This window comes from Streptomyces sp. NPDC101152 (assembly GCF_044768275.1).
GTDB lineage: Bacteria > Actinomycetota > Actinomycetes > Streptomycetales > Streptomycetaceae > Streptomyces.
The window spans coordinates 21,333-48,041 of sequence record NZ_JBIWPO010000054.1 but is presented as its reverse complement, the minus strand read 5'-3'; the positions used below and the strand labels follow the sequence as shown (position 1 = coordinate 48,041).

24 protein-coding genes and 1 pseudogene are annotated in these 26,709 nt (G+C 71.7%); 9 read left to right on the top strand and 16 right to left on the bottom strand.

The features are described 5' to 3' along the window. Positions 1 to 116: 116 nt before the first annotated feature. Positions 117 to 2,510: an HAD-IC family P-type ATPase gene (locus ACIRVK_RS38715; RefSeq protein WP_404255704.1), complete on the bottom strand. Its 2,394-nt coding sequence runs from the start codon at positions 2,508 to 2,510 to the stop codon at positions 117 to 119. Positions 2,511 to 2,607: 97 nt separating this feature from the next. After that, positions 2,608 to 2,874 carry a DUF2530 domain-containing protein gene (locus ACIRVK_RS38710; protein ID WP_404255702.1) on the bottom strand — a complete coding sequence of 89 codons (267 nt, stop codon included), beginning with the start codon at positions 2,872 to 2,874 and terminating at the stop codon, positions 2,608 to 2,610. A gap of 153 nt (positions 2,875 to 3,027) precedes the next feature. Between ACIRVK_RS38710 and ACIRVK_RS38705 the strand changes: the two genes are divergently transcribed. After that, on the top strand, positions 3,028 to 4,479 hold the full coding sequence (locus ACIRVK_RS38705; RefSeq protein WP_404255700.1) for an NCS2 family permease: 1,452 nt from the start codon (positions 3,028 to 3,030) through the stop codon (positions 4,477 to 4,479). Here ACIRVK_RS38705 and ACIRVK_RS38700 read toward each other — a convergent pair. Beyond that, a complete protein-coding gene (locus tag ACIRVK_RS38700) occupies positions 4,472 to 4,660 on the bottom strand; it encodes a ribbon-helix-helix protein, CopG family (RefSeq protein ID WP_404255708.1) in 189 nt (62 codons plus the stop codon). The two genes, ACIRVK_RS38705 and ACIRVK_RS38700, sit on opposite strands and share 8 nt — an antisense overlap. Positions 4,661 to 4,806: 146 nt before the next feature. Here ACIRVK_RS38700 and ACIRVK_RS38695 point away from each other — a divergent pair, with 146 nt between their 5' ends. The 3 genes from ACIRVK_RS38695 to thpR are packed head-to-tail and all read left to right on the top strand — an operon-like array spanning position 4,807 to position 7,207. Further along, positions 4,807 to 5,244 (top strand): MarR family winged helix-turn-helix transcriptional regulator, encoded by a 438-nt coding sequence (locus tag ACIRVK_RS38695; RefSeq protein WP_404255698.1) that lies wholly within the window; start codon positions 4,807 to 4,809, stop codon positions 5,242 to 5,244. Between the two features lie 38 nt (positions 5,245 to 5,282). After that, entirely contained in the window at positions 5,283 to 6,638 is a 1,356-nt protein-coding gene (locus ACIRVK_RS38690; RefSeq protein WP_404255696.1) for an MFS transporter, read from the top strand. Then, positions 6,635 to 7,207, top strand: coding sequence for an RNA 2',3'-cyclic phosphodiesterase (gene thpR, locus ACIRVK_RS38685; protein WP_404255694.1), 573 nt, complete (start codon positions 6,635 to 6,637; stop codon positions 7,205 to 7,207). Before ACIRVK_RS38690 ends, thpR begins: the two co-directional genes overlap by 4 nt. 135 nt (positions 7,208 to 7,342) lie before the next feature. On the opposite strand, the gene ACIRVK_RS38680 is transcribed toward thpR, so the two are convergent. From ACIRVK_RS38680 to ACIRVK_RS38665, 4 genes are all read right to left on the bottom strand, one after another. After that, positions 7,343 to 8,335 (bottom strand): aldo/keto reductase, encoded by a 993-nt coding sequence (locus ACIRVK_RS38680; RefSeq protein ID WP_404255692.1) that lies wholly within the window; start codon positions 8,333 to 8,335, stop codon positions 7,343 to 7,345. A gap of 30 nt (positions 8,336 to 8,365) precedes the next feature. Next, positions 8,366 to 9,019, bottom strand: a complete 654-nt coding sequence (locus ACIRVK_RS38675; RefSeq protein WP_404255690.1) for a 1,4-alpha-glucan branching protein — start codon at positions 9,017 to 9,019, stop codon at positions 8,366 to 8,368. Positions 9,020 to 9,036: 17 nt separating this feature from the next. After that, positions 9,037 to 9,630, bottom strand: a complete 594-nt coding sequence (locus ACIRVK_RS38670; RefSeq protein ID WP_404255688.1) for a Uma2 family endonuclease — start codon at positions 9,628 to 9,630, stop codon at positions 9,037 to 9,039. A 109-nt stretch (positions 9,631 to 9,739) separates the two neighbouring features. Further along, entirely contained in the window at positions 9,740 to 10,414 is a 675-nt protein-coding gene (locus tag ACIRVK_RS38665; protein ID WP_404255686.1) for a GDSL-type esterase/lipase family protein, read from the bottom strand. A gap of 118 nt (positions 10,415 to 10,532) precedes the next feature. Between ACIRVK_RS38665 and ACIRVK_RS38660 the strand changes: the two genes are divergently transcribed. Then, entirely contained in the window at positions 10,533 to 11,543 is a 1,011-nt protein-coding gene (locus ACIRVK_RS38660) for a WD40 repeat domain-containing protein (protein WP_404255684.1), read from the top strand. Between the two features lie 127 nt (positions 11,544 to 11,670). Continuing rightward, on the top strand, positions 11,671 to 13,182 hold the full coding sequence (locus tag ACIRVK_RS38655) for a cellulase family glycosylhydrolase (protein ID WP_404255682.1): 1,512 nt from the start codon (positions 11,671 to 11,673) through the stop codon (positions 13,180 to 13,182). A gap of 54 nt (positions 13,183 to 13,236) precedes the next feature. Here the strand turns inward: ACIRVK_RS38655 and ACIRVK_RS38650 are convergent, their stop codons facing one another. The 8 genes from ACIRVK_RS38650 to ACIRVK_RS38615 form a co-directional block, all read right to left on the bottom strand. Beyond that, positions 13,237 to 13,731 (bottom strand): hypothetical protein, encoded by a 495-nt coding sequence (locus ACIRVK_RS38650; RefSeq protein ID WP_404255680.1) that lies wholly within the window; start codon positions 13,729 to 13,731, stop codon positions 13,237 to 13,239. Between the two features lie 96 nt (positions 13,732 to 13,827). After that, positions 13,828 to 14,946, bottom strand: coding sequence for a phosphoserine transaminase (gene serC, locus ACIRVK_RS38645; protein WP_404255678.1), 1,119 nt, complete (start codon positions 14,944 to 14,946; stop codon positions 13,828 to 13,830). Positions 14,947 to 15,043: 97 nt separating this feature from the next. Beyond that, entirely contained in the window at positions 15,044 to 16,288 is a 1,245-nt protein-coding gene (locus ACIRVK_RS38640) for a cytochrome P450 (protein ID WP_404255676.1), read from the bottom strand. Positions 16,289 to 16,355: 67 nt separating this feature from the next. After that, positions 16,356 to 17,597 (bottom strand): cytochrome P450, encoded by a 1,242-nt coding sequence (locus ACIRVK_RS38635; protein WP_404255674.1) that lies wholly within the window; start codon positions 17,595 to 17,597, stop codon positions 16,356 to 16,358. Continuing rightward, positions 17,594 to 18,217, bottom strand: a complete 624-nt coding sequence (locus ACIRVK_RS38630) for a GTP-binding protein (protein ID WP_404255672.1) — start codon at positions 18,215 to 18,217, stop codon at positions 17,594 to 17,596. Before ACIRVK_RS38630 ends, ACIRVK_RS38635 begins: the two co-directional genes overlap by 4 nt. Beyond that, on the bottom strand, positions 18,198 to 18,545 hold the full coding sequence (locus ACIRVK_RS38625) for a DUF742 domain-containing protein (protein ID WP_404255670.1): 348 nt from the start codon (positions 18,543 to 18,545) through the stop codon (positions 18,198 to 18,200). The genes ACIRVK_RS38630 and ACIRVK_RS38625 overlap by 20 nt, the downstream gene beginning before the upstream one ends. Beyond that, positions 18,542 to 18,949, bottom strand: coding sequence for a roadblock/LC7 domain-containing protein (locus ACIRVK_RS38620; RefSeq protein ID WP_404255668.1), 408 nt, complete (start codon positions 18,947 to 18,949; stop codon positions 18,542 to 18,544). Before ACIRVK_RS38620 ends, ACIRVK_RS38625 begins: the two co-directional genes overlap by 4 nt. Then, positions 18,946 to 21,288 carry an ATP-binding protein gene (locus ACIRVK_RS38615; protein ID WP_404255666.1) on the bottom strand — a complete coding sequence of 781 codons (2,343 nt, stop codon included), beginning with the start codon at positions 21,286 to 21,288 and terminating at the stop codon, positions 18,946 to 18,948. Before ACIRVK_RS38615 ends, ACIRVK_RS38620 begins: the two co-directional genes overlap by 4 nt. Positions 21,289 to 21,531: 243 nt before the next feature. Between ACIRVK_RS38615 and ACIRVK_RS38610 the strand changes: the two genes are divergently transcribed. From ACIRVK_RS38610 to ACIRVK_RS38600, 3 genes and pseudogenes are all read left to right on the top strand, one after another. Next, complete coding sequence (locus tag ACIRVK_RS38610; RefSeq protein ID WP_404255664.1) at positions 21,532 to 24,486, top strand: FAD-binding and (Fe-S)-binding domain-containing protein; 2,955 nt, start codon at positions 21,532 to 21,534, stop codon at positions 24,484 to 24,486. Between the two features lie 118 nt (positions 24,487 to 24,604). Then, positions 24,605 to 24,965: pseudogene (locus ACIRVK_RS38605) on the top strand (hypothetical protein); the annotation flags it as partial. A 31-nt stretch (positions 24,966 to 24,996) separates the two neighbouring features. Next, entirely contained in the window at positions 24,997 to 25,923 is a 927-nt protein-coding gene (locus tag ACIRVK_RS38600; RefSeq protein ID WP_404255662.1) for an EamA family transporter, read from the top strand. A 20-nt stretch (positions 25,924 to 25,943) separates the two neighbouring features. On the opposite strand, the gene ACIRVK_RS38595 is transcribed toward ACIRVK_RS38600, so the two are convergent. Beyond that, positions 25,944 to 26,687 carry a class I SAM-dependent DNA methyltransferase gene (locus ACIRVK_RS38595; protein WP_404255660.1) on the bottom strand — a complete coding sequence of 248 codons (744 nt, stop codon included), beginning with the start codon at positions 26,685 to 26,687 and terminating at the stop codon, positions 25,944 to 25,946. Positions 26,688 to 26,709 lie beyond the last annotated feature (22 nt).

The window sequence follows — 26,709 nt, the reverse complement described above, 5'->3', positions numbered from 1 at the left end:
TCCTCCGGCCGGCACGCCGAGAGCACGCTCCCCCACGCTCGAACAACTCGCGCGAGGGACCCCCACGACGCCGCGCGGCCGCCCTGCGGGCGACGACGCCACTTTCGCAACAGGCCCTAGGCGGGAAAGCGGCGGTCGACCCACTTCCACAGGAGTTCGAGGGCGGCCGCCGCCACCGCCGCGATGCCCACCGCGACCCACGGCATCGTCTCGCCCACCAGTTTCAGCGCGAAGAAGTGCTGGAGCCCGGGGACGATCAGGACGAACACGAACGCCCCGCCCATCGCGGCGACCAGGGCGACGCGCCACCAGGTGTAGGGGCGGGCGATGATCGCCAGGACCCACATGGAGATCAGGAAGAGGGTCAGCGTCGCGGCGCTGGTCTCCGCGTCCAACTGGCCGCCACCCGTGTAGTAGTGACGGGCGATCAGGTACGTCACGAAGGTGGCCACCGCCGCCACCGCCCCGCCGGGGATCGAGTACCGCATCACCCGCCGCACGAAGTGCGGTTTCGCCCGTTCCGTGTTGGGGGCCAGGGCCAGGAAGAAGGCCGGGACGCCGATGGTGAGGGTGGACAGCAGCGTCAGGTGCCGGGGCAGGAAGGGGTACTCGACCCCGGAGCAGACCACCATGATCGCCAGCAGGACGGAGTAGACCGTCTTGACGAGGAAGAGCGTCGCCACCCGCGTGATGTTGCCGATCACCCGGCGGCCCTCCGCCACCACCGACGGCAGGGTGGCGAAGCTGTTGTTCAGGAGGACTATCTGAGCCACCGCGCGGGTGGCCTCGGAGCCCGAGCCCATCGAGACACCGATGTCCGCGTCCTTCAGGGCCAGTACGTCGTTCACGCCGTCGCCGGTCATCGCGACGGTGTGGCCACGGGACTGGAGCGCCCCCACCATGTTCCGCTTCTGCTGCGGGGTGACCCGGCCGAAGACCGTGCCGTCGTCCAGGGACCTCGCCAGCTCCTCCTGCTCGGCGGGCAGGCCGCGGGCGTCGACCGCCCTGCCGGTCAGGCCCAGTTTCGCGGCCACCGCGCCCACCGACACCGCGTTGTCGCCGGAGACGACCTTGGCGTGGACGTCCTGCTCGGCGAAGTAGCGCAGGGTGTCGGCCGCGTCGGGGCGCAGCCGCTGTTCGAGGACGACCAGGGCGGTGGGGCGGGCGCCCCGGGCCGGCTCGGTGTCGTCCAGGTCGCGGGAGGAGCGGGCGAGCAGCAGGACCCGCAGGCCCTGCTCGTTGAGGCGGTCGGTCTCCAGCAGGGCGGGGTCGTCCGCGCCCAGCAGCACGTCCGGCGCCCCCAGCAGCCAGGTGCTGGACTGGCCGTCGCCCTCGCTGAAGGTGGCGCCGCTGTACTTGCGGGCGGAGGAGAAGGGGAGGGACTCGGTGCAGCGCCAGTCCTCCACGTCCGGGTAGGCGTCGATGATCGCCTGCAGGGACGCGTTGGGCCGCGGGTCGGACTCGCCGAGGGCGCCGAGGACCTTGCGGACGTACGACTCGTCGGCGCCCTGCAGCGGCCTGAGCTCGGTGACGTCCATGCCGCCCTCGGTGAGGGTGCCGGTCTTGTCGAGGCAGACGGTGTCGATGCGGGCGAGGCCCTCGATGGCGGGGAGTTCCTGCACCAGGCACTGTTTCCGGCCAAGGCGGATCACGCCTATGGCGAAGGCCACAGAGGTCAGCAGGACCAGGCCCTCGGGGACCATCGGCACGATGCCGCCGACGGTGCGTGCGATCGAGTCCTTGATGCCGTGCTGCTTGACGACCAGTTGGCTGATGACGAGGCCGATCGCGGTCGGGATCATCATCCAGGTCACGTACTTGAGGATCGTGGAGATGCCGGTGCGCAGTTCGGAGTGGACGAGGGTGAAGCGGGACGCCTCCTCGGCCAGTTGGGCGGCGTAGGCCTCGCGGCCGACGTTGGTGGCCTGGAAGGCGCCGCCGCCCGCGACGACGAAGCTGCCGGACATGATCCGGTCGCCGGGCCGCTTGGCCACCGGGTCGGCCTCCCCGGTCAGCAGCGACTCGTCGATCTCCAGACCGTCGGCCTCGACGCACACGCCGTCGACCACGGCCTTGTCGCCGGGCCCGATCTCGATCAGGTCGTCCAGGACGATCTCGGAGGTACTGACCTGGCCGGCCACCCCGTCCCGCCGTACCGTCGGCCGGGCCTCCCCGATCACGGCGAGGGAGTCCAGGGTCCGTTTCGCCCGCCACTCCTGGATGATGCCGATACCGGTGTTGGCGAGGATCACGTACCCGAACAGGCTGTCCTGGAACGGTGCGACGAACAGCATGATCAGCCAGAGCAGGCCGATGATCGCGTTGAACCGGGTGAACACGTTCGCCCGGACGATCTCGCCCATCGACCGGCTGCTGCGCACCGGTACGTCGTTGACCTGGCCCCGCGCGACCCGCTCGGCGACCTCGGCCGGGGTCAGTCCGCGCGTCGCCACCGGGGCGGGCACGGGGTGCACGGGGTCGAGCTCGGCGCCCGCGTCGATTCGCGTCATGCATTCGACGGTACGTGCGGTTTTGCGCCTTCACCCGCCGAGTGACGGAAAGTTCCGACCTGCGGAGGAGCAGGGGTCCTGCGGCGGTTGTAGGAAGTTACTCCCCGGCACCCGACCCCGGTACCGCCGCGCGCTTGATCGCCGCGTCCCGCTTCCTGACGAACCAGACGCCGTACAGGCCGAGCACGCCACCGGTCAGGCACGTCCACAGCCACCAGGTGTGGCCGTGGTCGTGGAACCAGCCGTAGAACGGCAGCTGCACCAGGAAGAGGACGAACCAGAGGATCGTGCCGCCGGTGATGGTGGCGACGACGGGCCCCTCCAGGGGCTCCGGCGCCTCGTGCTTCGCGGTCCACTTCGCCATGGAGGACAGCTTACGAGGCGATCGGGTCTACGCGGTTCTCCGCGGGTCCACCCCGGTCGAAGGCGGGTCTACGCGCGGAGATAGCGTCCGTGCGTTCATATGTTCATACTGAAACCGTTTGCGTCTGTCCACTTCTGCTCGTAGGAACATCCAATGTCCACCTCGGCTCCCGCCAAGGCCACCGCCCCGCAGCAGCCGGGGAACACCCCCGCGTCGGGTGTGCTCGACCGCTACTTCAAGATCTCCGAGCGGGGCAGCACGCTCCCCCGGGAGATCCGTGGCGGCTTCGCCACCTTCTTCGCGATGGCCTACATCATCGTGCTCAACCCGATCATCCTGGGCAGCGCGAAGGACATGTACGGGCACCACCTGGACAACGGCCAGCTGGTCACCGCGACCGCGCTGACCGCGGCGTTCACGACCCTCCTCATGGGCGTCGTCGGCAACGTGCCGATCGCGCTCGCGGCCGGCCTCGGTGTGAACTCGGTCGTCGCCCTCCAGCTCGCGCCCCGGATGTCCTGGCCGGACGCGATGGGCATGGTCGTGCTGGCCGGCTTCGTGGTGATGCTGCTGGTCGCCACCGGGCTGCGCGAGCGCGTGATGAACGCCGTGCCCTACAGCCTGCGCAAGGCGATCTCCATCGGCATCGGCCTGTTCATCATGCTGATCGGGCTCGTCGACTCCGGCTTCGTCTCCCGCATCCCGGACGCCGCCCAGACCACCGTCCCGCTCCAGCTCGGCGCGAACGGTCACCTGAGCGGCTGGCCGGTGCTGGTCTTCATTCTCGGCGCGCTGCTCACCCTCGCGCTGATCGTCCGTAAGGTCTCCGGCGCGATCCTGATCTCGATCGTCACGATGACCGTCCTCGCGGTGATCATCAACGCGGTGGCGAAGATCCCGTCCTGGGGCCTGACGACGCCCAAGTGGCCCGGCAACCCGGTCGCCACCCCCGACTTCGGCCTGATCGGCAAGGTCAGCCTCTTCGGCGGCTTCTCCCACGTCGGCGTGCTGACCGGGATCCTCTTCGTCTTCACGGTCCTGCTGTCGTGCTTCTTCGACGCGATGGGAACGATCATGGGCGTCAGCGACGAGGCCAGGCTGACCAACGCCCAGGGCGAGATGCCCGGCATCAACAAGGTCCTCTTCGTCGACGGCATCGCGGTCGCCGCGGGCGGCGCCAGCTCCTCCTCGGCCACCACCTGCTTCGTGGAGTCCACGGCCGGCGTCGGCGAGGGGGCCCGTACCGGGTTCGCGAACGTCGTCACCGGCGCGCTGTTCGCCGTGGCGCTGTTCCTGACCCCCGTCGCCACCATGGTCCCGTCCCAGGCGGCCACCCCGGCCCTGCTCGCGGTCGGCTTCCTGATCCTGGCCGGGTCGGTCAAGGAGATCGACTGGGCCGACCACACCCTCGCCATCCCGGCCTTCGTGACGATGGTGATGATGCCCTTCACCTACTCGATCACCAACGGCATCGGCATGGGCTTCCTCACCTTCGTGGTGCTGCGCCTGGTGGCCGGGCGCGGCCGGGAGATCCCGGTGCCGATGTACGTCGTCGCGGCGGTGTTCGGCTTCTACTACCTGATGCCGGCCCTGGGCCTCACGTGACCCCGTAGAACCTCTCGGTCTCCTCGACGGCGCTCTGGAACCGCTCGTCGAAGTCATCACGGACGAGCGTCCGGACCACATAGTCCTGGACGCTCATCCCCCTCTTGGACGCGTGGTCCCTGAGCCGCTCGAGCAGCTCCCCGTCTATTCGCAGGCTGAGCACTTCTGTCCCCATGGACACGAGGGTCGCTGCCGGGATCGGGGAGCTGGTCACTTTCCGCCGCCCTCTCACCCGTAAGGGTGAAGCTCTCGTGTCAGTGGCCAGGGTCACGGGAATCGCCCTGCGCGCCAGCTTGTTTAGCGAGAGTAATGAGTTACGCTAAAGACATGCCGGACCTCACGCATGGCGACGACGCTGCCGCCGTGAACTCCCTTCGCTCAGCCGTCATGCGGCTGTCCCGTCGGCTCAAGCACCAGCGCGTCGACGAGTCGCTGAGCCCCACCGAGATGTCGGTGCTGGGCACCCTGTCGAACTACGGCAGTGCCACCCCGGGCGAACTCGCCCGCAAGGAGCACGTGCAGCCGCCGTCGATGACCCGCATCGTCGCGCTGCTGGAGGCCAAGGGACTGGTGCGGCTGGAGCCGCACCCCGAGGACCGGCGGCAGAAGGTCGTCACCAAGACCGAGCAGGCCGAGGCCATGCTCAAGGAGAGCCGCGCCAAACGCAACGCGTTCCTGGCGGGCCTGGTCGAGGGCCTGGACGAGGACGAGTGGGCCAAACTGCGCGCCGCCGCCCCCGTGCTGGAGAAGCTCGCGCACCTGTAAGCAGCAGTACGGAGCACTGAAAAGAGGAGGCGAACCCTTTGAGTTCGGGACCCGGAGCAGAATCCGCCCCCGCACCGACCACCCCCCACACCTCCCCGCCCGCCCCCAGAGCCGCCCGCAAGTCCTCGATGTTCAGCTCGCTGAAGGTCCGCAACTACCGGCTCTTCTTCGCCGGCCAGGTCGTCTCGAACATCGGCACCTGGATGCAGCGCATCGCCCAGGACTGGCTGGTCCTCAGCCTCACCGGCTCCGCGACCGCCGTCGGCGTCACCACCGCCCTGCAGTTCCTGCCGATGCTGCTCTTCGGCCTCTACGGCGGTGTCCTCGTCGACCGTCTGCCCAAGCGCCCCACGCTGCTGTTCACCCAGTCCGCGATGGCCCTGACCGGAATCGCCCTGGCCCTGCTGACCTTCTCCGGCCACGTCCAGGTCTGGCACGTCTACGTCGCCGCCTTCGCCGTCGGCCTCGCCACGGTCCTCGACAACCCGGCCCGGCAGTCCTTCGTCTCCGAGATGGTCGGCCCGGAGCAGCTGCAGAACGCGGTCAGCCTGAACTCGGCGAACTTCCAGTCCGCCCGGCTCGTCGGCCCCGCCGTCGCCGGTGTGATGATCACCGGTGTGGGCACCGGCTGGGCGTTCCTCGTCAACGGCCTGTCCTTCGCCGCGCCGATCGCCGGCCTGCTGCTGATGCGGGCCCGGGAACTGCACGTCGTGGAGCGGGCGCCGCGCGGCAAGGGCCAGCTGCGGGAGGGCCTGCACTACGTCGCCGGGCGGCCCGACCTGATCTGGACGATCGTCCTCATCGGGTTCGTCGGCACCTTCGGCTTCAACTTCCCCGTCTACCTCTCGGCCTTCGCCGACAACGTCTTCCACTCCGGCGCCGGCGCCTACAGCGCCTTCAACACGCTGATGGCGGTCGGCTCCCTGGTCGGCGCCCTGCTCGCGGCCCGGCGCGGAACGGCGAAGATGCGGGTGATGATCGCGGCGGCGGCGGCCTTCGGAGGGCTGGAACTGGTGGCGGCCGTGGCGCCGTCCCTGTGGCTCTTCGCCCTGATCATGGTCCCGCTCGGCATGTTCGGCATGACGGTCAACGTCACCGCCAACACCACCGTCCAGATGGCCACCGACCCCGCCATGCGGGGACGGGTGATGTCCCTCTACATGATGGTCTTCATGGGCGGCACCCCCATCGGCGCGCCCATCGCCGGCTGGATCAGCGACACCTACGGCGTCCGGGCGGGCCTGGCGGTCGGCGGCGCGATCGCGGCGGGCGCGGCGGTCGTCATCGGCCTGCTCCTGGCCCGGGTGGGCGGACTACGGCTCACGCTCGGCTGGCACCGCGGCCATCCGGTCGTGCGGTTCGTGCCGCGCGAGGAACTGGCGGCGGCAGCGTGAGACTCTTCGCCGCCGTGCTGCCGCCCGAGGACGCCGTACGGGAACTCGCCGACGAGGTCGACCGCTTGCGCGCGCTGCCCGGCGCGGACCGGCTGCGCTGGACCGGCCGCCCCGGCTGGCACCTCACGCTCGCCTTCTACGGCGAGGTGGACGACGACGTCGTACCGGAGCTGTCGGCCAGGCTGGAGCGGGCGGCCCGCCGTACCGACCCCTTCCCGCTGGAGCTGCGCGGCGGCGGACAGTTCGGGCACGGGCGGGCGCTGTGGGCCGGGGTGTTCGGCGACGTCCCGGCCCTGCGGCTGCTGGCCGACCGGGCGGAGGCGGCTGCGCGGAAGGCGGGCGTGCCGATGGGCGACCACCGGCGCTACAAGGCCCATCTGACGCTGGCACGCAGCCGGGACGCGGTGGACGTGCAGCCGTTCCTGACGGAACTGGCGGGGTTCGAGGGCCGTAGCTGGACCGTGGACGAGCTGGCGCTCGTGCGCAGCAACCTGCCGAAGTCCGGCGTTCCCGGGGAGCAGCCCCGCTACGAGGCGGTCGCCCGTTGGGCGCTCGGAGGGGCCGGTTAGGCTCGGGTACGTGGACCCGAAGACCCGGAACCGGATCATGGCCGGTGCGCTCGTGCTGTTGTTCGTGGTGGTGGCGTTGGCGGCGGCGCTCGGAAAGTAGCCGAACCGACCGCCGCCGCCACACCGTCGTGCCGCCTACCAGGCGAAGGCCTCCGGGGAGGGCCCCGGACCCGGGAAGATCTCGTCGAGACCGGCCAGCAGCTCCTCGCTCAGCTCCAGCTCGACGGCGCTGATCGCCGACGCGAGCTGTTCGGCCGTACGCGGGCCGACGATGGGGCCGGTCACTCCCGGGCGGGTCAGCAGCCAGGCGAGGGCGGCCTCACCCGGCTCGACGCCGTGCTTGTCGAGCAGGTCCTCGTACGCCTGCACCTGCGCGCGGATGGTGGTGTTGGCGAGGGAGTCCGCGGCCCGGCCGCTCGCCCTGCGGCCGCCCTCGACCTCCTTCTTGATCACACCGCCCAGCAGACCGCCGTGCAGCGGCGACCAGGGGATCACCCCGAGGCCGTACTCCTGCGCGGCCGGGATGACCTCCATCTCGGCGCGCCGCTCGGCGAGGTTGTAGAGGCACTGCTCGCTGACCAGGCCGATGGTCCCGCCGCGCCGGGCGGCGACCTCGTTGGCCTGGGCGATCTTGTAGCCGGGGAAGTTGGAGGAGCCGACGTAGAGGATCTTGCCCTGGGTGACCAGGGTGTCGATGGCCTGCCAGATCTCCTCGAACGGGGTGGCGCGGTCGACGTGGTGGAACTGGTAGACGTCGATGTGGTCGGTCTGGAGCCGCTTCAGCGACGCGTCCACCGCGCGGCGGATGTTGAGGGCGGAGAGCTTGTCGTGGTTGGGCCAGGACTCGCCGTCGGCCGCCATGTTGCCGTAGACCTTGGTGGCGAGGACGACCTTGTCGCGTCGCCCGCCACCCTGCGCGAACCAGTTGCCGATGATCGATTCGGTACGGCCCTTGTTCTCGCCCCAGCCGTACACGTTCGCCGTGTCGAAGAAGTTGATGCCCGCGTCCAGCGCCGCGTCCATGATCGCGTGGCTGTCCGTCTCGTTCGTCTGCGGTCCGAAGTTCATCGTGCCGAGGACCAGTCGGCTGACCTTGAGTCCCGTGCGTCCGAGCTGCGTGTACTTCATGACCACCTAGCCAACGACGTGGAGCGCGCTCTAGGCAAGGGGCCTCGGGGCGGCGGGCTCCAGGAAGGCCACCACGGAACGGATCCGGATGCCGTCCGGGGATTCCCAGGCACCGGTCACCTGACCGGCGGCTCCCTCGGGGACGGTGTCCGGGTCGGTGGGGCGCAGGATCCGGCGGATGCGCAGGCCGGAACCGAGGGCGGTGCCGTCCTGGTCGTCGGTGACGGTGACGGGCCAGTGGGGGGAGGGGAGACCGGTGCCGGCGTAGGAGCGGGTGACCTCGTGGTCGGGGGTGTCGGTGAGGCTCTGCGCCTGGGCCTGGACGCGGCCCTCGAACAGGGCCAGGAGCTGGGCGTACAGCACCGGGTCGTGGACACCGTCGTAGGCCCAGCGGGGGCCGAGCACGCCGTGCTCCATGGTGCCGATGAGAGCGTCCTCGGCGCCGGGGAGCGGGGCGCCGCGGTAGGTGAGGGGCACGTGGTAGGCGACGGGTTCGGGGCCTGAGGTGTCGAGGGCCACCATGAACTCGATCCCGACCTCGCCCGCCGGGTCGTCAAGGCGGAACCCGCCGGCCTTGGTCAGCTCCGGCTCGCCGGCACCGACGTACCAGGGGCGGGTGGGCAGCCAGGCGGTGAGCAGTTCCAGCTTGGTGGGCTTGAGGGTGGTGTTGTGGATGATCGCCATGCGACGGATTCTGTCAGTCAGTCGCGGGGGAACTCGTCGGTCTTGAGGACGAGGTCGACCACGGTGCCGGTCAGGTCGAGGTCGGTGCCGAAGTCCACCTTCGTGGGCTCGGCGTAGTCGCCCTGCCGCGGGTCGGTGTGGACGAGACAGGTGCCTTGGTAGGGATCTGCGATGACGTACAGCGGGACCCCGGCCTCCGCGTAGGTCAGCCGCTTCGGCACGTAGTCGTTGTGGGCCGTGCCTTCCGAGATGACCTCGGCGACGAACTGGACGTCCTGGTAGCGCCACCGGCCTTTTTCGTCCTTCTTCGCCGAGTCCTTGAGCAGGGCGACATCGGGGCAGAAGCCGTTCTCGTGGCCCGGGAAGTCGATGCGGACGTCCGAGAAGACCTTGACCTTCCGCCCGAACCGGTCCTCGAGTGCCCAGAGGAACTCGCGGATGATCAGCCAGTGGGTGTCCCGCTGTGGCGTCATGAAAACGTTGCCCCCGACGATCTCGACCCTGAATCCTTCGGGGACGGGCATACGCTCAAGCCGTTCGAACCACTCGTCCAAACGCTCGGTGTCGGCGTCGGCGTCGGCCATCTCGATCCTGTCGTCAAGGACGGTCATCGTGGCGCTCCTCCCCGGCTGCCCCGTCGACGAGCAACAGCCGCGCAGTACAACGATACGCACGGTGACCAGGACACGCGGAGAGGAACACCTGCCCGATCGTTCGGGGCTACCCGCCGTACGGTCCGCCCATGTCCCAGGCCTGGTGCAGGGCGTCGGCGAAGGCGGCCGCGATCTTGTGTTCGCCGCTGGCGTTCGGGTGCGTCCCGTCGTAGGTGCCGAGGTGGATGTCGTACGAGGGCGGGGGCGGGACCAGCAGGAGCGGGGAACGGGGTTCGTCCAGGTCGGCGAGGACCTTCGCCAGCAGGTCGTTGAAGAGGGCGACCTGCGCCGCGAAGGGGCCGTCCTCGGCCGCGCGGACGTTCGGGATCACCGGGAGGACGGCCACCCGGACGCGGGCGTTGGCCGACCTCGCCTGCTCGACGAACGCCCGGACGTTGTCCGCCGTTTGCTCCGCGTTCGTGTAGAAGCCCAGGTCGATCAGGCCGAGGGAGACCAGCAGCACGTCGGCCCGGTGCGTGCGGACCGTGGCGCCGATCAGCGGGGCCATGTGCACCCAGCCCTCGCCCCAGCCGGCCAGGTGGGCGCGGGGGAAGTCCGGGTCCGCGTACGCGTACGAGGTCGGCGCGTCCGTCGCCTTGTCGTACAGCGTCTCGCGCGGGCCGACCAGGGCGAACGCGCCGCCGTGCGTCTCGCGCAGATGCTGCCACAGGCGGTACCGCCAGGTGTGTTCACCCGCGCTTCCGATCGTCATGGAGTCGCCGACCGGCATGAACCTGAGCATCCGCTCATGATGGACGATCACGAAGGGACCAATCGGACGGGCCGGGTGTGAGGCCCGCCACGGAGAGTGCGAGCGGCGCGCACGGCGGACCGGCGTCCCTGATGGCAGGCTGGGCCACATGCGCCGACCGTTCGCTCTGCCAGTGCCGGCCACGGCACTGGCCGGGGCCCTGCTCATGAGCGTCCTCGCCGTGCCCGCCTCCGCCGCCGACGGGAACGGCGACAAGGGCGACAGGGGGGACAAGGGGTTCACGATCACCGACCCGCGCGTCGCCGAGTCCAGCGGACTGGCCGCCTCCCACCTCCACCCCGGGATCTACTGGACCCACAACGACAGCGGTGACGGCCCGTACATCTACGCCGTCGACAGCGCCACCGGGAAGACGGTGGCCACGATCACGCTGGAGGGCGTCGGCACGCCGCGTGACGTGGAGGCCATCTCCATCGGGCCCGACGACCGGATCTACGTCGGTGACATCGGCGACAACCTCGGCGGCAAGTGGCCGTACGTGTGGATCTACCGGCTGCCCGAGCCGAAGAACCTCGTCGACCAGACCATCCGGGCCACGCAGTACGTGGTGAAGTACGCGAACGGACCGCGCAACGCAGAGTCGCTGGTCGTCGACCCGAAGACCGGCCGTCCGTACATCGTCGACAAGAACGAGGAGGGCGGCCACCTGTTCGAGGGCCCGGCCACTCTCTCGTCCACCCACGCCAACATCTTCCGCCCCGTCGCCACCGTCGACCTGTGGGCCACCGACGCGGCCATCTCCCCGGACGGCCGGCAACTCGCCGTGCGCGGGTACTTCGGCGGTATCTACTACGCCTGGAACGGGGGGCGGATCAAGCGGGAGGGCCAACTGGACGTGCCGTTGCAGGGCCAGGGCGAGTCCGTCAGCTACTCGCTGGACGGCACCAAGCTCCTGTACGGCAGCGAGGGCAAGAACAGCCCCGTGCAGGCGGTGGACGTGCCGGGCGGCGGTTCCAAGTCGGGCTCCGGGAGCGGCAGTTCGGGTGCTTCGGGGGCGGGTGGCGGCGGCCTGGGCGGCAACGTCAAGATCGGTGCGCTGGCGGTGGCGGTCCTGGCGGCGGGCGTGTTCGGGGTGCGGCGGCTGAGGCGACGGGACTGAGGGCGCGTGGTCGCCTTCGACCGTTCTCTTGACGCGAGCATGACCTATCTGTTTGCTGGAAGACGCGCGGGAGTGGGAGCGCTCCCACCGGTTCCGGGGCCGCGCCAACCCGAAAGGAACCAGGCACATGTTCCGCAACCTGCGAAGAGCGCTGTGCGCCGTCGCCGCGGCGCTCGTGCTGCCCCTGGCCGGCGTGCACGCGGCCCATGCGGCGGGCACGTCCGGGGCGGCCGGCGCCGGTTACTGGCACACCAGCGGACGCCAGATCCTGGACGCGGCCGGGCAGCCGGTCCGGATCGCCGGTGTCAACTGGTTCGGCTTCGAGACCGGAAACCACGTCGTCCACGGCCTGTGGTCCCGCGACTACCGGTCCATGATCGACCAGATGAGATCGCTGGGCTACAACACCATCCGGCTCCCGTACAGCGACGACGTCTTCAAGTCCACGACCGTCCCCGACAGCATCGACTTCAGCGGCGGCAAGAACGCGGACCTGCGAGGCCTCAACTCCCTCCAGGTCATGGACAAGATCGTGGCGTACGCCGGTCAGGACGGCCTCAAGGTGATCCTCGACCGGCACCGGCCGGACGCCGGCGGCCAGTCCGCGCTCTGGTACACCTCGTCCGTCCCCGAGTCGACGTGGATCGCCGACCTGAAGGCCCTCGCGGCCCGGTACCAGGGCCAGGACACCGTCATCGGCATCGACCTGCACAACGAGCCGCACGACCCGGCCTGCTGGGGCTGCGGGGACGCGGCGACCGACTGGCGGCTGGCCGCGGAGCGCGCCGGGAACGCCGTGCTCTCCGTCAACCCCAGCCTGCTGATCTTCGTCGAGGGCGTGCAGACCTACAACGGCGTCTCCGGCTGGTGGGGCGGCAACCTGATGGGGGTCGCGCAGTACCCGGTACGGCTGAACGTCGCCGGCCGTCTCGTGTACTCCGCCCACGACTACGCCACCAGCGTGGCCCAGCAGCCCTGGTTCAGCGACCCCTCCTTCCCCGCCAACCTGCCCGGCGTCTGGGACAAGTACTGGGGCTACGTCTTCAAGCAGAACCTCGCGCCGGTGTGGGTGGGCGAGTTCGGTACGACGCTCGCCTCGACGACCGACCAGAAGTGGCTGGCGGCGCTGGTGAGCTACCTGCGGCCGACGTCGACGTACGGCGGGGACTCCTTCCAGTGGACGTTCTGGTCCTGGAATCCCGACTCAGGTGACACGGGCGGGCTCCTGAAGGACGACTGGCAGACCGTGGACACCGTGAAGGACGGCTACCTGGCGAGCATCAAGGCACCTCTCTTCCCCGGCACCGGTACGGGTGGTGGCGGAGGCGGCGGGGGCACGGCTTCCTGCTCGGCCTCCTACGCCGTCAGCAGTGACTGGGGGAGCGGGTTCAACGCCCAGGTGACGGTGACCGACACCGGGAGCACGGCGCTGAGTTCGTGGAAGGTGACGTGGACCTGGAGCGGCTCCCAGCAGGTCACCAGCATGTGGAACGCGTCGTACACGCAGACCGGTACGACGGTGACCGCGGCGAACGCCGCTCACAACGGTGCTGTCCCCGTGGGCGGTTCGACGAGCTTCGGGTTCGGGGGCGCCCCGGGTGGGGGCGCGGTACCGACCCCGCAGTGCTCGGCGACCTGAGCGGGAGGGGCGTCCGGCGGTGGGTGCCGGGCGCCCCTTCGTCGTTGCCGGTGTTCAGCGCCTGGGGCCCTTTTTCACGGGCTTGATGCCGTGGATGCGGCGGGGTTTGGGGGCGTCGAGGAGGGTGACGCCGTTGTAGGCGCGGCCCTGGAGGAAGAGCGCGGGACCGACGGCGATCGCGAGGACGATCGCCCCGACGCTGATGGGGAACAGGGTCGGCAGCGACTGGCCCTCGGGCAGTGTCTTGCCGCCCTCGTGGACGACGTAGGGGAACGCCGTGAGGAGGACGAGCAGGCAGAGGGCGGCCAGGGTCAGCAGGATGACACTGGTCCGGCGGGTGCGTGCCTCGGTGCGGACCTCGGCCAGCAGGGACGCGTCGCACACGGGGCAGGTGACCTCGACGGTCTGCTTGCCCGCCTGCGGCCGGCGCACCCGGAAGATGCTGTCCCGCCAGGTGATCCGACGGGTACGGACGAGGAAGCCCGTCACCTTGTCGCTGAGGATGTGCCGCACCGCGAACTCCGCGGTGCCCGGTATCGGTCTGTTCATGCCACGGCCGTACCCAACAGCGAGGGCCCTGTCACCGACAGGGCCCTGCAACAAGCTGCGCCACAAAGGGGATTGACCAAGGGGCTGACCAGGGAGTTACAGCCTCTCGATCACGTAGTCGACGCACTTCGTCAGCGCCTCGACGTCCGCCGGGTCGATCGCCGGGAACATCGCCACGCGCAGCTGGTTGCGGCCCAGCTTGCGGTAGGGCTCGGTGTCGACGATGCCGTTGGCGCGCAGGACCTTGGCGACGGCCGCCGCGTCGACCTCGTCGGCGAAGTCGATCGTGCCGATGACCGCCGAGCGCTTGGCCGGGTCGGTGACGAACGGGGTCGCGTGCTTCGACTCCTCCGCCCAGCTGTACAGGCGGGTCGAGGAGTCCTTCGTCCGGGCCGTGGACCAGGCGAGACCGCCCTGGCCGTTGATCCACTCCAACTGCTGGTTCAGCAGGAAGAGGGTGGCGAGGGCCGGGGTGTTGTACGTCTGGTTCTTGCGGGAGTTGTCGATCGCCGTCGGGAGCGAGAAGAACTCCGGGACGTGGCGGCCGGACGCGTGGATGCGCTCGGCGCGCTCGATCGCGGCCGGGGAGAAGACGCCGATCCACAGGCCGCCGTCGGAGGCGAAGGACTTCTGCGGGGCGAAGTAGTAGACGTCGGTCTCCGACACGTCCACCGGGAGGCCGCCCGCGCCGGAGGTCGCGTCGACCAGGACCAGTGCGCCCTCGTCGGCGTCGGCGACCCGCTTGATCGGGGCGGCGACACCGGTGGAGGTCTCGTTGTGGGTGAACGCGTAGACGTCGACGCCCGCCTCGGCCTGCGGCTCGGGGTGGGTGCCGGGGTCGGAGGCGATCACGGTCGGCTCGGCCAGCCAGGGGGCGAGCTTCGCGGCCTTGGCGAACTTCGAGCTGAACTCGCCGAAGGTCAGGTGCTGCGACTTGTTCTCGATCAGGCCATGGGTCGCGATGTCCCAGAAGGCCGTCGAGCCGCCGTTGCCGAGGACGACCTCGTAGCCCTCGGGGAGGGAGAACAGCTGGGAGATGCCCTCGCGGACCTGGCCGACCAGGTTCTTCACGGGGGCCTGGCGGTGGGACGTACCGAGGAGGGAGGTACCGGTCGCGGCGAGGGCGTCCAGCGCCTCCGTCCGCACCTTGGAGGGACCCGCGCCGAAACGTCCGTCCGCGGGCTTGATGTCAGAAGGAATCTGGATCTCAGCCACGAGCCGGAGCGTATCCCCTCGGCGAAACCGGACGGAAACGTGTCCGTTCGATGAGACGACTCCTCCGGTTCGTGGACTTGTCGGAACCCACCAGGATCTACCTGGTCAGGCGGACCGGCAGTTCGAAGAGGTCGTTCTGGGTGACCACCGGCTTGTGGCGCAGGGCGGTGGCCGGGACCGCCAGGTCGAGGTCCGGGAAACGGGCGTACAGGGCCGGGAGGGCGACGCCTGCTTCGAGGCGGGAGAGGGCGGCGCCCGGGCAGACGTGCGGGCCGTGGCCGAAGCTGATGTGCCGGTTCGGGGAGGTCCGGGTGACGTCGAAGTCCCCGGCGGTCGGGCCGTGGGCGTGCTCGTCGCGGCCGATGGCGGCGTACGACACGATCAGCGCGTCGCCCGCGGGCAGGGTCCGGTCGCCGACCTGGACGTCCTCGGTGGCGAAGCGGATCAGCACGTGGGAGGTGGGGGTGGAGTGGCGCAGGGTCTCCTCGACGACCAAGGACCAGTCGGCCTTCCCGGCGAGGACCAGCGCCCGCTGCTCCGGATGGAGTGACAGCTGCACCACCGCGTTGACGATGAGGGAGATCGTCGTCTCGTGGCCCGCCGCGACCATCAGCTGGAGCGTGGAGACGATCTCCTCGTCGGTGAGGTGGTCGCCGTCCTCGGAGGCCAGGATCAGGGCCGAGGTGAGGTCGTTGCCGGGCTCGGCACGCTTGGCGGCGACGGTGTCCGCCATGATGCCCGCGAGTTCGGTGAGGGTGGCGACGACCTCGTCGGGCGGGGTCTGCGTCGAGAAGAACTTCTCGAACAGCTCCTTCAGGCGGGGGAGCCGGGCCTCGTCCATGCCCATCAGGTCGGCGATGACGTACATGGGCAGCGGGTAGGCGAAGGCGGCCTTCAGGTCGACGACCTCGCCGTCCGAGGGGAGCTTGTCGAGCAGCCCCTCCGTCAGCTCGGTGATCCGGCCGCGCATCTCCTCCACGCGGCGCGGTGTCAGTGCCTGCGCCACCAGCGTGCGCATACGGCGGTGGTCGGCGCCGTCCACCGTGAGCATGGAGCGGCCGGGGTTGGCGAGGCCGATCAGTGGCCAGTCCGCGGGGATCTCGCCGCGCTGCCAGGCGCCCCAGACGTCGATGTCCTTCACCAGCCGGGGGTCGGTCAGCAGCTGCTTGGCCTCGGCGTGCCGCGTGACCGCCCAGACGGGGACACCGCCGGGAAGCTCCACGGCGGCCAGCGGCCCGGCGGCCCTGAGGCGCGCGCTCTCGCCGTCGAGGTCGGCGACGAAGGGGTCCAACGCGATGCGGGTCTCCTCGGTACGGGTCTCTTCGATGCCGGTCGTCGTCATACGGGTGCCTCCCGAGGCAGGGGTGGGGTCGGACGGGCAGGGTGGTTCGGCCGGGCGGGGCGTGGGGTCAGAGGACCGGTACGGGGGTGAAGCGGACGGGGAGGGCGGTCAGGCCTCTCAGCCAGGGGGAGGGGCGGCGGGTGAGGGACTCCGGTGCGGCCGCCAGGTCGATGTCGGGGAGGCGGTCCAGTACGACCTCGATGGCGGTGCGCGCGATCACCTCGGCGATCTCCTGCGCGGGGAACGGGCACCGGTGCTCGCCGTGCCCGAAGGAGAAGTGCGCGCTGTTGCCGCCGGTGAGCGCGGAGCCGTCGGTGCGGACCTGCGGGTCGGAGTTGGCGCCCTGCAGGCCGAGGATCAGCAGGTCCCCGGCGCGGATGCGACGGCCGCCGAGCTGGGTGTCCCGCAGGGCCCAGCGGCCGGCCACGTTCTGGGTGGGGGTGTCCTCCCACAGCACCTCGTTCATGGCGTCGGCGACGCTGTTGCGGCCGCCGAACAGGGAAGCGGCGAACCGGTCGTCGGTCAGCATCAGGCGCAGCGAGTTGCCGATCCAGTCGGCGGTGGGCTGGTGGCCGGCCGCCAGCATGACCATCAGGTCCTGGATGATCTCCTCGTCGCCGAAGCCGGCGCGGTTGCCGAGCATCCGCGACACGACGTCGTCCGCGGGCGCCGCGCGGCGGTCGGCCAGCAGCCGGGCCATCGACGTGGCCAGGTGCGTCTGCCCGGCGATCGCCCGTTCCCGGCCGTCGACCATGTCGTTGAGGGCGGCCACCAGACCCGGACCCTGCTCGTCCGCGAAGCCGTACAGGCGGGCCAGCACCCGCACCGGGAGCAGCATGGCGTACTCCGCGACGAGGTCCGTCTCGCCCCGCGCGCAGACCGCGTCGATCAGCTCGTCGGCGAACCTCTCGGCGTAACCGCGCAGTTCGGAGGGGTCGACGGCCTCCAGCGCGTCGCTGATCATCGCTGCCCGCTCGCGGTGGCGTTCGCCGACGGTGTAGAGGATCGACGGCTGTCTGCGGCCGATCATCGGCAGCAGCGGCCAGTCGGCGGGGATGCGATCCCACTGGTTCCACAGCTCGGAGTCCCGGCTGAAGAGCACCGGATCGCCGGTCACCTGGTGCAGTTCGCGGTAGCCGAGCACCAGCCACGCCGGTACGTCGCCGTCGAGCAGCACCGGTGTGACGGCGCCGTGCTCGCGCCGAAGCTCCCGGTACAGGCGGGCCGGGTCGGCCTGGAAGCCGGGGCCGCCGAGCGGGACGGGGGGTGGGGGCACGCCGGGTGCGGTGCGGGCGGTGGGGGCGGTCACAGTGCCAACTCCTGTTCGGTGACGGGGGCTTGGCGGGCGTACCGGTTCCTGACGTGCTCCACCAGCGTGATCAGCACCCGCTTGCCGGAGGCGCGGGAGCGGGCGTCGCAGTCGAGCAGCGGGACGTCCGGGTCGAGATCGAGGGCCTCGCGCAGGCGCCCGGGCGGGTGGGCCGGGCCGCCGAAGTCGTTGCAGGCCACGATGAAGGGGGTGCCGCGGTGTTCCAGGCGGTCGATGGCGTACCAACTGTCGTCGATGCGGCGGGTGTCGACGAGGACGACGGCGCCGAGCGTGCCGGAGAAGAGGCGGTCCCACAGGAACCAGAACCGTTCCTGGCCGGGGGCGCCGAACAGGTACAGCACGTTGCGGGCGTCGAGCGTGATGCGGCCGAAGTCGAAGGCGACGGTGGTCGCCCGCTTGCCGCGGACGCCGTCGGTGTCGTCGACGTGCTCGCCGGCCTCGGTCATCGTCTCCTCGGTGCTGAGGGGGCGTATCTCGCTGACCGAGCGGACGAGGGTGGTCTTGCCGACGCCGAAGCCGCCGACGATCACGATCTTCAGGCCGTTGTCGGCGGTGGCGCCGAGGGGGCTGCGCGGAGGGTCAGAGGTTACGGAGTCCAACGAGCACCTGTTCCAGGACGTCGGGGTCGATGACGGCGGCCTTCTTCGGGTGGCGGGCGCTGACCCGGCCCGCGGCGAGGAGGTCGGTGAGCAGGATCTTGGTGATGCTCACCGGGAGGGACAGTTCGGCGGCCAGCTCCACCACGGAGGTGGGGTGCCGGGTGATCCGCAGGATCTCCGCGTGCTCCGACTGCATGCCGGGTACCGGGGCGGACTCGGCGACCACGAGGGTGACCAGGTCGAAGGGGCTGTCCGGGGCGGCGTGGGCGCGGCCCCCGGTGAGGGTGTAGAGGCGGTCGGGTGAGTCGTCCCTGCCGGGGCGGCTCATGAGGTCCGGGGACGCGCGCTCAGGTGTTCGCCGAGTTGCTCCACGAGTTCGGTCATGTTGTGGCCGACGAGGCCGGCGTCGGCGTCCTCGGTGGTGATGACGGCCAGGTGGGCGCCGTCGCCCGCCTCCACGATGAACAGCACGCCGCCGTAGAACTCGGTCATCGCCGAGCGCACGCCGCCGGTGCCGTCGCCGAACTCCACGGAGGCGCCGTGCGACAGGGACTGGATGCCGGCGGCGATCGCGGCGAGCTGGTCGGCCTGGTCGGGGGTCAGCGCCGGCGTGCGGCACAGCTTGAGCCCGTCCCGGGACAGCACGAGCGCGTGCCGCGCGCCGGGGGTGCGCTCCAGCAGGCCCTCGATGAGCCAGGTGAGCTTCTCGTCGGCGGTGGTCGTGCCGGTCATGAGGCGGGGGTGCCTTTCGGGTGAGGGTCGGGTGCGGGGTCGTGGCGGCGCGGCGCGTCCGTCGACGGGGCGTCCGCCTGGCGGTGAGGTTCGGCGGCCCCGGGGTCGTCGGGGGCGGCCTGGTCCGACAGCGAGCCGTGTACGGCGCGACGGAAGCTGCTGAAGCGGGCGGCGCGGGTCAGGGGGTCGTCGAGGGTGACGGGTGCGGGGCCGGCGTCGACGTCGGCGGCACGCGCGCGTGCGCGGTCGCGTTCCCGCTCGGCCGCGGCGAGCGCTTGGCCCCGGCGGCGTTGGGGGAGGTCGTGTGCGGAGGGGAGGGGCGGGTGCGACTCGTGCGCCCGAACACGGGCGGAGTCCGGTCCCGTCCCGGCGACGCCACGGTGCCCTTCGTACGCCTCGCGCAACGGATCCCCACCGGACGGCCACGGCTCCCCGTCGGCCGGCATCCAGGACTTCCCCCCGAGGGCCCCGCGCACACTGCCCGCACCACTGACGGACGCGTCCGCTGCTCCGCCGGGCGGTAACCCGGTCCCACCTTCGCCGGTCAGGCGCGTGCGGCTGTCGGCCGGGGCGTGTGCGGGCCCGTGGCCCGGCGGGGGGACGTCCCCTTCGGCAGGCAGATGCGTCCGCCAGCCGTCCGGCAGGCGGTTCCCGCCTTCGGTAGGCGCCGGCGTCCGTCCCTCGCCCCGCGGGTGCGTGCGGTTGTCGGCCGGGGCTGCGAGCCCCGGGCTGGACAGGGGTGGCCCGTCTTGGCTGGGCAGACGGCGCTCCGCTGTGGTGGGCAGTCGTGTTTGCCGGCCATCGGGCTCGTCGGCCGGCGTCGGCGTGCGGCCGCCGGCCAGCGGGAGCGCGCGGCTGTCGGCCGGGGCTTGTGCCGGCCCGTGGCTCGGCAGGGGGACGTCCCCTTCGGCAGGCACTTGGCTTCGCCAGCCGCCCGGCAGACGCGTCCCGACCTCGCCGGGCGCTTGTGTCCGCCCGGCGCCCGACAGGCGGGCCTCCTCGGTCGGCGTTTGTGTCCGCTCGTCGCCCGGCAGGCGGGTCCCGGCCTCGCTCGGCGTACCTGTCCGTCCGGTTCCCGGCAGGCGGGGCTCGCCCTTCCCCGGCAGAGACGGTCCGGCCTTCGTCGGTGTGCCCGTCCGGCCGTCGGTCGGGCTCGGGGGCTTGGTGGGCGGGAGGTCCTGGAGGGGCGGCGGGGTCGGCTGCGGGGTCGGGACGAGGATGTCCTGGGGGATGAGGAGGAGGACGCCGGTGCCGCCGCGGGCGGAGGGGCGGTAGGAGACCTTGAGGCCGTGTTTGCGGGCCAGGCGGCCTACGACCGCGAGGCCGAGGCGGGTGCCGGTGAGGCCGCCGAGGCCGTCCGTGTCGCCGGAGACGGCCTGCTGGGCCCGGCGGAGCTGGACCTCGCCCATGACCAGGCCGCTGTCCTCGACGGACACGATGACACCGGCCGGCACCTCCTCGACGTACACGTGCACCTCGGCGCTCGGCGGTGAGAAATTGGCCGCGTTGTCGAGGAGTTCGGCGAGGGCGTGCATCACGCCCTCCGCGGCGTGCCCGGCGACCGCGGCCTCGCTGGCGGAGTGCACGCGCACGCGTCGGTAACCGCTGATACGGCCCATCGCACCGCGCAGGATCGACTCCATGGCGATGGGACGGGCCCAGCGCCGCCCGGAGCGCGCGCCCGCGAGGACCGCGACGGAGTCGGCGAGCCGGCCCGCCTGGGCGGTGCGGTGGTCGAGGTGGAGGAGGTCGGCGAGGACGTCCTCGTCCGAGTGGCGCTCTTCCATGGCGCGCAGGTCGGCGAGCGTGCCGGTGGCCAGCGCCTGCATCCGTCCGGCCGCGTTGGCGGTGGCCGAGACGGCGGCGGCGCGGTCGTGCTCGGCCTGCCGGGCCCGCTCGGCCAGCCGGGCGTTCTCGGCGGCGAACCGGGCCCGTTCCTGGCCGAACTCGGCGCTCAGCCGCGCGCGTTCCCGCGCGATCTCGGCCGCCACCCGGGCCCGTTCATGGGTGAGTTCCTCGGTCAGCCGCACACGCTCCTGGTCGAACTCCGCGCTCTGCCGGATCCGGTCCTGCAGCAACCGTCCGGTGTCCGCGGCGACCGCGTCGAGCCTGCGCCGGGTCAGCCGCGTCGTCTGGACCGCGTGCGCGGCCACGGACACGGCCGCGACGAGCAGGACGGCTCCCACACCCGCCCCGATCGTGAGCGGAACCCGTTCGGACAGCGGTACTCGGGCGACCGCGCCGGCCACGGCGATCGCGGCCAGCAGGGCGGCGAGCAGCGGCGCGGGCATGACGCTGCGCAGGGTGGGGCGTTCGCCGGGCGGCGTGGGGGCGGTCATGAATCGGGTCCTCGGTCGGGGTCCTCGGTCGTTCGGTCGTGCAGTTCGTGCCGTCGTGCCGATCGTTCCGGTCGTGTCCCTGGCGAGAAGCGACACCTGGTGCTCAACTGGCCGTCACTATATGGGAGTTCGTGATCGAATTGGGACGGTTCTGGAGGCGTTCACAGATTCCGCCGCTCGCGCGGCGCGGTTCGCGTGGACGGGGGCGCCGTGACTGTCAGTGGTCGGATGCATGCTGGGGGCATGACGGATCTCGAGGCGGAGCTGCGCGGAGCCGTCCGGGGTGAGGTCGGGTTCGACGTCACGTCCCGGGCGCTGGCCACCATGGACGCGTCCAACTACCGGCGCGTCCCGCTGGGAGTGGTGGCCCCACGGGACGCCGAGGACGTGGCGGCCGCGCTGGCGGTGTGCCGGGAGCGCGGGGTGCCGGTGGTGGCGCGCGGCGGGGGCACGTCGATCGCCGGGCAGGCGACGGGCGTGGGCGTGGTGCTCGACTTCACGCGCCACATGAACCGCCTGATCTCCCTGGATCCCGAGGCGCGCACGGCCGTCGTGCAGCCGGGTCTGGTCCTGGACCGGCTCCAGGAGGCCGCCGCGCCGCACGGTCTGCGCTTCGGGCCCGACCCGTCCACGCACAGCCGCTGCACGCTCGGCGGCATGATCGGCAACAACTCCTGCGGCGCCCACTCGGTGGCGTGGGGGACGACCGCGGACAGCGTGCGGGAGCTGGCCGTCGTCACCGCGCGCGGGCACCGGCTGCGGCTCGGCCGGGACTGGACCGGCGCCCCGGAGGGCCTGCGCGCGCTGGCGGAGGGGGAGTTGGCGCGGCTGCGGACCGGGTTCCCGGAGCTGCCCCGCCGTATCTCCGGCTACGCGCTGGACGCCCTGCTGCCCGAGCGGGGCGCCGACGTCGCCCGCTCCTTCTGCGGCAGCGAGGGCACCCTGGGGGTGCTCACGGAGGCGGTCGTACGGCTCGTGGAGGCACCCCGCGCGCGTGCGCTCGCCGTGCTGGCGTACGCCGACGAGAGCGCGGCGGCCGAAGCGGCGGCGGGCCTGCTGCCGTACGGGCCGCTCACGGTGGAGGGCATGGCGGCCGACCTGGTGCGGTCCACGGTGGGGCTGCCGCGGGGCGGGGCGTGGCTGTTCGTCGAGACGGGAGGGGAGTCGGGGGCGGAAGCACGCGCGCGGGCGGAGGCGGTCGTGCGGGCCGCCGACGTCGTGGACGCGCTGGTGGTCACCGACCCGGCCAGGCAGCGGGCCCTGTGGCGCGTCCGCGAGGACGCCAGCGGTACGGCGACCAGGATGCCGGACGGCTCGGAGGCCTGGCCCGGCTGGGAGGACTGCGCGGTGCCGCCCGCCCGGCTCGGCGCCTACCTGCGGGACTTCCGCTCCCTGCTGTCCTCCCACGGACTGCGCGGCACGCCGTACGGGCACTTCGGCGACGGCTGCATCCACGTACGCATCGACTTCGACCTGCTCACCGAGGCCGGCGTCGCACGCTTCCGGCGCTTCTCGGAGGAACTCGCCGACCTGGTCGTCGCCCATGGGGGCTCCCTGTCCGGGGAGCACGGCGACGGACAGGCGCGGGCCGAACTGCTGCCGAGGATGTACGGCCCCGAACTGGTCGCCCTCTTCGAGCGCGCGAAGGCCGTCTGGGACCCGGACGACCTCCTCAACCCCGGCATGCTGGTCCGCCCCGCTCCCCTGGACGCCGACCTCCGGTTCTCCGTGCTGCCCCGGGAACCCGTCGAGGTGGCCTTCGGCTACCCGGCGGACGGCGGCGACTTCTCGGCGGCGGTCCGGCGTTGCGTGGGTGTCGCCAAGTGCCGTACGACGGCCGCGTCCGGTGCGTCGGTCATGTGCCCGTCCTTCCGGGCGACCGGCGCGGAGGAGCACTCCACGCGCGGGCGTGCCCGGCTGCTGCACGAGATGCTCGCCGGGGAACTGGTCACCGACGGCTGGCGGTCCACCGAGGTGCGGGACGCGCTGGACCTGTGCCTGTCCTGCAAGGGCTGCCGCTCCGACTGCCCGGTCGAGGTCGACATGGCCACGTACAAGGCGGAGTTCCTGCACCACCACTACGCGGGACGCCGCCGCCCGGCCGCCCACTACAGCATGGGGTGGCTGCCGAGGTGGTTGCGGCTCGTGGAGCGTACGCACACGGCGCGGCTGGTCAACTTCCTCGCCGGCGTGGGCCCGCTCGCGGCCCTCGGCAAACGGCTCGGAGGGATCGCCGCCGAGCGGGCGGTTCCGCGGGTGGCGGAGGAGACCTTCAGCCGGTGGTACGGACGCCGGGTCAGGGCGAGCGGGCGACGGGAGGCCGGTGCGGGAGCGGCGTACGAGGAGCATCCCCGGGAAGACGCCGGCGGAATGCTGCCGCGGCGGGTCCTGCTGTGGCCGGACACCTTCACCGAGCACCTGTCGCCCGACGTGGGCAAGGCGGCCGTGCGGATCCTGGAGGCGGCCGGACTCGGGGTGGTGCTGATCCCGCGCATGTCCCGGCCCGTCAGGCGGACGAGGGAGAAGGACGGCAGCGCCGGGTGCACCGTCAACCTCCTGCGGCGCCGCAGCCCGGTCTGCTGCGGTCTGACGTACCTCTCGACCGGCCAACTCGACCGCGCCCGCGCGGTGTTGCGCCGCACGCTCGACCTGCTCGACCCCTACCTCGCGTCGGAGACCGGGGAGGAGCCGGCGCCGGTCGTCCTGGAACCCAGCTGCGCCGCGGCCCTGCGCACCGACCTTCCGGAGCTGCTCCACGACGACCCGCGCGCGGCCCGGCTCGCCGCCTCGGTGCTGACCTTCGCGGAAGCCCTGGAGACATACGCACCCGACTGGACGCCGCCCCGGCTGGACCGCCCGGTGACCGGCCAGACCCACTGCCACCAGCACGCGGTCCTCGGCGACGGCCCCGACCGCCGCGTGCGGGAGGCCGCCGGCCTCGGCGGCGACCTCCAGGGCGGCTGCTGCGGCCTGGCCGGCAACTTCGGCTTCGAGAAAGGGCACTTCGAGGTGTCGTCGGCCTGCGCGGAGGACCAGTTGCTGCCCGCCCTACGGGAGGCGCCCGACGGGGCGGTGGTCCTCGCGGACGGCTTCTCCTGCCGTACCCAGCTGGAACACCTCGCCGGGGTGCGGGGCCGGCATCTGGCGGAGGTGCTGGCGGCAGGGCTCGACGGAGAGGAGAGCCGATCAGGTGTCTGAGCCCGTGACGGAAGGGAGGGCGGCAGACTCGGACCCATGCCTGAAGCCGCTGGTCGCCGTCCTCTCCGACGTCCACGGCGTGCTGTCCGCCCTCGAAGCCGTCCTCGCCCAGCCGGAGGTCGCCGCCGCCCGCGCCATTCTGCGCGACTCCCCGGTCCTGGTCCGGGACGAGCCGACGACCGGCCTCGACGCGATGGCCGCCCGCCGGGTGGTCAGACCCCTGCGGCGTCTGATGGCCGGCCGTACGACCATCATGATCACCCACGATCTCAACTTCGCCCGACGCCGACCGCATCCTGGTCGTCGACCGCGGCCGGATCGTCGACACCGTCGTACAGCTACGACTACGGCGCCTACGGCGGCCACGGTGGCGGGGAGCCCTGGACGGGCGGCTGAGTCCAGCATCCGGGACAGTTGCAAAACGGGTTCACACGCCTGACCGAGTCTATTACCGTAGACCTGGCAGTGCATCATGCTGAACGAACCCCGAGCCGAGCACCTGGACCGCCCGTGACCACCCCCAGCACGACCACTTCCTCGCCGACGGCGACGTCCACCTCCGCGCCCCCGCGCGGCCGGGGCTCGCTCGGCCCGATCGGCCTGGTGCTGTCCGGCGGCGTGTCCGTGCAGTTCGGTGCGGCGCTGGCGGTGAACCTGATGCCGAGGGCGGGCGCGTTCGGCGTCGTGACCCTCCGCCTGCTCGCCGCGGCCGTCGTCCTGCTGCTGGTCTGCCGCCCCCGGCTGCGCGGTCACTCGCGCACCGACTGGGGCACCGTGATCGCCTTCGGCGTCACCCTGGGCGCCATGAACGGCCTGTTCTACCAGGCCGTCGACCGCATCCCGCTCGGCGCGGCGGTCACCCTCGAGGTCCTCGGCCCGCTCGCCCTGTCCGTTCTCGCCTCCCGCCGGCTGGTCAACGCCGTGTGGGCCGCCCTCGCCCTCGCGGGCGTCTTCCTCCTGGGCGGCGGTGGCTTCGGCGACCTCGACCCGGTGGGCGTCGCCTTCGCACTGGGCGCGGCGGCCATGTGGGCGACGTACATCGTCTTCAGCGCCCGTACGGGGCGGCGGTTCCCGCAGGCCGACGGGCTGGCGCTGGCAATGGCGGTGGGTGCGCTGCTGATGCTGCCGCTCGGGATCGCCGAGTCGGGCACGAAGCTGATCGACCCGGTGACGATCGCGCTGGGCTCGGCGGTGGCTGTGATGTCCTCCGTCCTCCCGTACACCCTGGAACTCCTGGCCCTGCGCCGCCTGCCCGCGCCCACCTTCGCGATCATGATGAGCCTGGAACCGGCCCTCGCCGCGACGGCCGGCTTCCTCATCCTGGGCCAGACCCTGAGCCTCCTGCAGGCCGCCGCGATCGCCCTGGTCATCGGGGCGAGCATCGGAGCGGTGCGGACGCAGGCGGGACGGGGGAAGGCGCCGCTGCCGGAGGCCTGACGGCCTCTTTCCGGACGCGGTCAGCCGGCAGACTTCTCCCAGACCGACACGTGCTGTCGGCTCTCGCTCGTGAAGGGCTCCCGGGTCCAGCCGTCCCACCGGTCGCGCAGCCGCATCCCGGCCAGCCGGGCCATGAGGTCGAGCTCCGAGGGCCAGACGTAGCGGAAGGGGACGGCGAGATACGAGCCGTGGCCCTCCCCGTCGACCCGCACATGGTGCGAGCTCATCGACTGGGTGGCGACGTCGTAGAGATCGAACCCGAGCCGGCCGTCTCCGACATGGAACGGCACGGCGTTCTGCCCGGGCGGCAGTCGGCGCAGATCGGGAACGCCGACCTCGATGACGAAGCGGCCGCCGGGTTCCAGGTGCGCGGCGACGTTGCGGAAGCAGTCGACCTGGGCGTCCTGCGAGGTCAGGTTGTTGATCGTGTTGAACACGAGGTACGCCAGCGAGAAGGTGCCCGCCACCTTGGCCGTCGCGAAGTCCCCGATGGTCACCCCGATCGCGTCACCGCCGGGCTTGGCCCGCATCCGCTCGACCATCGCCCGGGACATGTCGATGCCGTGCACCTCGACGCCTCTGCGCGCGAGCGGCAGAGCGACCCGCCCGGTGCCTATGCCGAGTTCCAGCGCCCGCCCGCCGCCGGCCAGCTCCGCCAGCACGTCGACAGCCGGATCCAGCCTGTCCGCCGCGAACATCTCCGCCGACGACTCGTCATACCCCGCCGCGACGGACTTCCCGAAGTACCCGTCCTCATCGATCACCGGGGGACCGTACAGCGTGGCG

Excerpts from the sequence above, each read along its gene's own strand:
- ACIRVK_RS38715 (WP_404255704.1), bottom strand. The coding sequence starts at position 2,510 with ATGACGCGAATCGACGCGGGCGCCGAGCTCGACCCCGTGCACCCCGTG.
- ACIRVK_RS38710 (WP_404255702.1), bottom strand. The coding sequence starts at position 2,874 with ATGGCGAAGTGGACCGCGAAGCACGAGGCGCCGGAGCCCCTGGAGGGG.
- ACIRVK_RS38705 (WP_404255700.1), top strand. The coding sequence starts at position 3,028 with ATGTCCACCTCGGCTCCCGCCAAGGCCACCGCCCCGCAGCAGCCGGGG.
- ACIRVK_RS38695 (WP_404255698.1), top strand. The coding sequence starts at position 4,807 with ATGCCGGACCTCACGCATGGCGACGACGCTGCCGCCGTGAACTCCCTT.
- ACIRVK_RS38680 (WP_404255692.1), bottom strand. The coding sequence starts at position 8,335 with ATGAAGTACACGCAGCTCGGACGCACGGGACTCAAGGTCAGCCGACTG.
- ACIRVK_RS38675 (WP_404255690.1), bottom strand. The coding sequence starts at position 9,019 with ATGGCGATCATCCACAACACCACCCTCAAGCCCACCAAGCTGGAACTG.
- ACIRVK_RS38670 (WP_404255688.1), bottom strand. The coding sequence starts at position 9,630 with ATGACCGTCCTTGACGACAGGATCGAGATGGCCGACGCCGACGCCGAC.
- ACIRVK_RS38665 (WP_404255686.1), bottom strand. The coding sequence starts at position 10,414 with ATGCTCAGGTTCATGCCGGTCGGCGACTCCATGACGATCGGAAGCGCG.
- ACIRVK_RS38660 (WP_404255684.1), top strand. The coding sequence starts at position 10,533 with ATGCGCCGACCGTTCGCTCTGCCAGTGCCGGCCACGGCACTGGCCGGG.
- ACIRVK_RS38655 (WP_404255682.1), top strand. The coding sequence starts at position 11,671 with ATGTTCCGCAACCTGCGAAGAGCGCTGTGCGCCGTCGCCGCGGCGCTC.
- ACIRVK_RS38650 (WP_404255680.1), bottom strand. The coding sequence starts at position 13,731 with ATGAACAGACCGATACCGGGCACCGCGGAGTTCGCGGTGCGGCACATC.
- ACIRVK_RS38640 (WP_404255676.1), bottom strand. The coding sequence starts at position 16,288 with ATGACGACGACCGGCATCGAAGAGACCCGTACCGAGGAGACCCGCATC.
- ACIRVK_RS38625 (WP_404255670.1), bottom strand. The coding sequence starts at position 18,545 with ATGAGCCGCCCCGGCAGGGACGACTCACCCGACCGCCTCTACACCCTC.
- ACIRVK_RS38620 (WP_404255668.1), bottom strand. The coding sequence starts at position 18,949 with ATGACCGGCACGACCACCGCCGACGAGAAGCTCACCTGGCTCATCGAG.
- ACIRVK_RS38615 (WP_404255666.1), bottom strand. The coding sequence starts at position 21,288 with ATGACCGCCCCCACGCCGCCCGGCGAACGCCCCACCCTGCGCAGCGTC.
- ACIRVK_RS38610 (WP_404255664.1), top strand. The coding sequence starts at position 21,532 with ATGACGGATCTCGAGGCGGAGCTGCGCGGAGCCGTCCGGGGTGAGGTC.